The organism is Maribacter sp. (genome assembly GCF_016744255.1).
In the GTDB taxonomy this organism is placed as follows: domain Bacteria; phylum Bacteroidota; class Bacteroidia; order Flavobacteriales; family Flavobacteriaceae; genus Maribacter_B.
This window is the reverse complement of the sequence record NZ_JADGES010000159.1, coordinates 1-4326: the sequence shown is the minus strand read 5'-3', so window position 1 is coordinate 4326 and position 4326 is coordinate 1. Positions and strand designations below refer to the sequence as shown.

3 protein-coding genes are annotated in these 4326 nt (G+C 33.1%); all 3 read right to left on the bottom strand.

Features of this window, described 5'->3' with window-relative positions; genetic code table 11:
* Positions 1-453 (bottom strand): DPP IV N-terminal domain-containing protein (locus QZZ51_RS16240; RefSeq protein ID WP_291871595.1); only part of this gene is annotated, 453 nt, incomplete at its 3' end.
* Positions 454-864: 411 nt separating this feature from the next.
* Positions 865-2865, bottom strand: coding sequence for a sialate O-acetylesterase (locus QZZ51_RS16235; RefSeq protein WP_291871593.1), 2001 nt, complete (start codon positions 2863-2865; stop codon positions 865-867).
* A gap of 190 nt (positions 2866-3055) precedes the next feature.
* Positions 3056-3928, bottom strand: coding sequence for a hypothetical protein (locus QZZ51_RS16230; protein ID WP_291871591.1), 873 nt, complete (start codon positions 3926-3928; stop codon positions 3056-3058).
* Between the last annotated feature and the right edge of the window lie 398 nt (positions 3929-4326).

The window sequence follows — 4326 nt, the reverse complement described above, 5'->3', positions numbered from 1 at the left end:
GTTTTCGGAAACATAAGCTATAGTTTTTCCATCGGGAGAGAATTTTGCAAACATTAGGGAGGAAGAAGGGAGGCTTTTCCCAATTTGTTTTAGGGTATTTGTTTTCATATTAAAAACCCAATAGTCTCCTTTTGTATTTAGTCTCCAAACTTTTTTAGTATTGGTAAACAATAGTATTTTTTGTTGGTCTAATGAGAATGAAAAATGCGCAATTTCTATAGGTTCTGTTTTTCCTACTGGGATAAGCTGCTCTTTTGAAATAATTGTTTTTACTTTATGATTAGGTAAGGTATAGGTAACAAGTTGGTTTTCTTCTAATTTAAAATAAGAATCTCCATCGTTTGTCCAATTTACTTGAGCTTCTAAGTTGAAATTAAAAGAGAAAAGGCAAACGAACAGGAGAATTTTAAATATATTTAAATGGATGATTAAGGGCTTTTTTACTTGTTTCATTGATTGCTATTTATGGTTTGTTATTGTCTTTTTGTAGCTATTTTAAAATGTAAATCATTTATTACATTGAAGTTTCTAACGCAACAAATACTACTATTTTTTAGTTAATTCTAAACTACAAATTTTAGTTTAAAATCTATTACTTCTTTAAGAGTTTTATATTTTACTTTATTTTTCGGGGTCTATGGTTCAATTTTTTTTTTTGAATAAAGAGAGTTTAGTATTCTATTTTCTAATGTCACGTTCTAAAATGTTTCCTTAATTACGTGTTTACGGTACTAATATTCTTCTTTAAAAAACAGAATAGAGAATCCTAGAGTATTTTCATAAGTGGTTTTTATCTGGCAATTAATTATACATTTTGTTAGCCTCCTCGTTTTATTTCTTTACTATTCTCATAGGAACAAACCGCTATTCATCTGATGTAAAAGAGGAAGCAGGTAACCCTTCTAAATTAAACAAACTTGCCGCACTAGCATCTCGCCATGCATATCGAACATATTGAGGAGAAGCAATTAAAGGAGAAGTAACTTCGATTTTGTTTTCTATTATTTTGGCTACAGCAGGAACGTAAACTTTATCTAATCCAGCAATCTCAAAGCCAGAAAGCCCTGTAAATGATGCTGCTAATCCACTTCCGATATTGTCAAATTCAACTATCAATTTACTGCCTAATTTTTTAATCTGCTTATACAATGGACCTGAAGGGACTAATTTTTTGCCATAATCATTGGCAAGAGCCAATCTCGCCAATCGTTTACCTACCTCTTGTTTGTTGGCTGGATGAATGTTTGTTGGATTGCCAATATCCAAGGTCACTACCATACCTGTTTTAGGTGTATTTAAAGAATAACGTTGGGCATCCCGTAATTTTTGAGATACTTGTTCACTGGGGTTCGGATTATAAATGTAAGGCGCTATCTGTACGAAATAAAAAGGAAAATCATACCCCCATTTGTTTCGCCAATCTTTAATCATGGTTGGGAAAAGCTGCTTGTATTGCTCATCTCTACCTACATTTGACTCACCTTGATACCAAATAGCGCCCTTGATAGTATACGGCACGAGTGGGTTTATCATTCCATTGAAAAGAACAGTTGGTAAGTTAGGGTGAAATTGAAAAATATGAGGTCTTTCTGAAACACCGACTTTTAGATTATATGTATAGAATGTCTCATTGAATATTTCTGCTACCAAACGAGTTTTCCAGGTACCTTCGATAGAAATATTATCACCTTTATTATTAGATATTGTCATTGGTCCAGTAATAGAGCCAGGGCCACCCGTATCAATGGCACGAATGGCTATGATATTGCTTCCTTGTACGAGTAGAGATTTAGGAATCGTTATTTCTCTGGGCACATTAGAGAATCCTGCTCCTGCAAGTCCTCCAATCTTTTGTCCGTTAATATAGCTTGCGTCCATATCATCAATTGCCATGATTTTGAGAATATAATCAACTGTTGTATCATGAATAATGAACTCCTTTCTAAGCCACATCGCACCATCAAATTCACCTGTGCTTAGTTGGTCATATCTTCCAGGAAGTTCCATCGTATCCCAATATGAATCGTCAAAATCAGATTCAGCAGCTCTAATATCTGAGAAATCAATTTTTTGCCATTGTTCATCCGTATCAGGTATTTCATGGGTAGGCCATTGCTTAAACCAGTTCTCCGTGTTCTCAGTCAAATTTTTAAATTCAGGTTTATTAAAACTGTTTATGGTTTCATCAAAGTCTCCTAATTTTTCTAAGTAGCCTTTACTTGTCCAGGCTTCAGCAACGGTACCTCCCCAACTAGAATGAATTATTCCAATAGGTACCTTAAGTTCCTGTTGAAGCTTTCGGGCAAAAAAATAAGCGGTAGCACTGAAATCACCAACAGTTTTAGGAGATGCTGAAGTCCATTGACCCTCAATAAAATCTAACGGACTACCAGAAAGGTTCTTCTTTACCGTTAGCATTCTAATATCTGGATAATTAGCTTGTATTATTTCCTGTTTTGAATTAAGAATAGGGTCATTAGGCAGCCAGCCTTTTACGGGCATCTCCATATTGGATTGACCTGAAGCTAGCCAAACCTCACCAACCAATACGTCCTCTATTACAATAGTACTGTCTCTAGTTACAATTTTAATGGAGTAGGGGCCACCTGCATCAGGAGTGTTCAGTTTCATTTTCCAAATACCATTAGTATCTGCATTAGTTGAAATTTCCGCTCCCCAGCTACCAGAAAGGGTAAGTTGTTGTCCTGGCGTATATTCCCCCCAAAAATTTACTTCATGTTGTTGTTGAAGCACCATGTGATCCGAAAATAGCTCGGACATTTTTAATGTTTTTTTTTGTTTGGGTTGGCATGAAAAAGTGAGTATGGTAAGAAACGCAGGAATAAAATAAAGGTGTGTTTTCATGATTTTAGTTTATTGTAACGTTCTAAAATACGGCTACAGATTAAAATGAACTAATTTTCGGACTTACTCTTAGTCAAACTTTTCATTTTTAAAGTAAAATCCAGTAGATTTTACGACGCTATACATATACGTAAGGTTTTAAATTAAATACCAAAAGCCACATTACTTGTAGGTATTCTAAGGTAGTATTTTATACTAATTTTTGAATCTCATTACTAATCCAAAGTCCTTTCTCTCTTGATTTATCAAAACTAATCCATGATTTATTGTTGGTTATATTTGAGGTTTGCGCCCACCAAAACCCATCCTTTTTCTGTTTGCTTTTTAAAAATTTCTGAGCAATAAAACATCGACTATCACTAAGCAAATGGTTGGTATTCAGAAGTTTAAGAATTTCAATAATGTTTATTTTCCATGAAAAAGGATATGTAAGCTTTGTAATTTCTCTTGTTATTGGTTTATTGTCTGATAATCTTAGAAAAATTTTTTGATTTAAAATATAATCCAAACCATCATTCAATTTTACTTCAAGGTTGTAATCTGTTTGATAGTATTCTGAATGTTTGTAATCGCTCAATGCAATCATAGATTTTACTAACCCAATATAGCAAGGAGTATTTTTCATGCAACCGCCATATTTCTTTAATCCAGCCCATTCCCATTCACATTTTTCATCTCTTTTAACATTTTGATACTTTATAATCCAATGGATTCCTTTACGGATTTTTTCAGTATCGGAGTAATTTAATTTAATCAGAATGCTTGTAATCATGCTATTGTAACAAGCAAGTAAGTAATCATTCTTGCCATTCAATGAAAACCCATCTCCTGTATATGTTTTTTCGGCTAAAGTATTAGTCCATTCTGTAACCTTAGAATGGATGCTAGAAAATGGAATTTCGGATAATTGGGTCAGACGCCAGAGTAAATTGAGAACACTAAAATCAAAATCTGTTACTAGGCTTTTATATAGGACAGATGTATTTAAATATGTCTCTGCAGTTATAGTGCTTTTTATCTCATTATTATCAAATTTTATTTTTAATTCTAATGCCTTATCCATTTTTTGTTTTTCTATCAGATTACATTGAAATCACCTATTTTTAGTTTGTTATTATTACTGTCTAACTCTTCTCTGTAAAGCTATTTTTCACACTCTAACGCAACAAATACTACTATTTTTTAGTTAAGTCTAAGCTACAAATTTTAGTTCAAAATCCATTACTTCTTTAGGCGTTTTGTATTCTACTATTTTGTTTTTATTGAACAAGAATAGTCCTTAAAAACATAAATTATCAATTTTTTATGGACTGTTATTTTGTCTAGATGTGTTGCGTTAAGTTCTTGAGTACGCATTATTTTCCCTGTTTTCTGTATAGATTATCTGTAGCTTGCAATAGCTTTTTCTTTAGGCTTTCATCCAGTGTTGGGTGCGAATTGGTATAATCTTCGACCATAAGA

What these genes read in the sequence shown, in the direction of transcription:
- QZZ51_RS16230 (WP_291871591.1), bottom strand. Translation starts at nt 3,928, where the DNA reads ATGGATAAGGCATTAGAATTAAAAATAAAATTTGATAATAATGAGATA.
- QZZ51_RS16235 (WP_291871593.1), bottom strand. Translation starts at nt 2,865, where the DNA reads ATGAAAACACACCTTTATTTTATTCCTGCGTTTCTTACCATACTCACT.